General features: G+C 39.2%; 1 protein-coding gene. It reads left to right on the forward strand.

Annotation, left to right across the window (positions count from 1 at the left end; genetic code table 11):
• Positions 1-90: 90 nt before the first annotated feature.
• Positions 91-1083 (forward strand): DUF418 domain-containing protein, encoded by a 993-nt coding sequence (locus V7083_RS08865; protein WP_335477155.1) that lies wholly within the window; start codon positions 91-93, stop codon positions 1081-1083.
• The last annotated feature ends 38 nt before the right edge of the window (positions 1084-1121 follow it).

A 1121-nucleotide genomic window follows, 5' to 3' on the forward strand; every position in this document is an offset into this window, starting at 1 on the left:
TGGACAAATGTCCTCCTGGGGTGGACATGTTATTGTGTTTATGTTCGTGGTTTATAGGATTATTGGGAAAGGCACTAAAGGAGTTTTGTGATGGAGTTGGGTCGACGGATTGATGTGTTGGATTATTTGCGGGGGTTTGCGTTATTGGGGATTGTGTTGGTGAATATAGGTCCTTTGTTGGAGGCACAGGTTCCAGCTTCGGGATCAGTAGATGCCGTGTATTGGCGGTTTTTATATCTGTTTGTGGAGGGACGATTTTACTCTATTTTTACGTTTTTGTTTGGGGTGGGGTTTTATTTGTTTATCACCCGAGCCAATCAAAAAGGGAAGAATGGGTATGTACTTTTTTTTAGGCGTATTGTTGTTTTATTTATATTTGGACTAGTCCATGTTCGGTTTCATCCAGGGGAGGCGCTGACTGTTTATGCCATTAGCGGACTCATCCTTTTACCGTTTTATAAGTTCAACAGGTCAATAAATCTCACCTTTTCAATACTGATGCTAATGGTGATCGGCTATTACTCCATAAAATTATTCATGGTTGTCCCATTAATGTTACTTGGAATGACTGCCGGACAATATCAAGTATTTGAGCGGCTCGAGGAACACAAGAAAAAGATTGCTATTTTTACAGGCATATCATTCCTATTAAGTGTGGTCGGAATCATCTATCAATACCAGTTTGCTCCAACAACCTTTGGCACAGGTTCAGCGTTAGAATATGAAAAAACTCGGCAGTTTATCAATTTGGGAATCACAATAGGTCCAATCGTCTCAGGGTTTTATGTTGGATCCATGATTTTGCTGTTACAATTCACTACGATCCAAAAAATATTGGCGCCTTTAAAAAATTTAGGCAGAATGGCACTGACGAATTATCTAGCACAAACTGCTTTTATCTTCATTTCCAAATGGCTCTTAAATGCCCCGATTACTTACACTCAAACACTGTTCGTTTGTTTAGGAATCTATGTCATTCAGCTCGTTTTCAGCACCATCTGGCTGCGTTATTTTCGTTTTGGGCCATTTGAATGGATGTGGAGGATGGTTACTTATTTAAAGCGGATGCCGATTAAATCGTAAAAATGAACCTTATCTTTATTAAAGATAGGGTATTTTTT

This window comes from Bacillus sp. JJ1764 (genome assembly GCF_036962145.1).
In the GTDB taxonomy this organism is placed as follows: domain Bacteria; phylum Bacillota; class Bacilli; order Bacillales; family Cytobacillaceae; genus Neobacillus.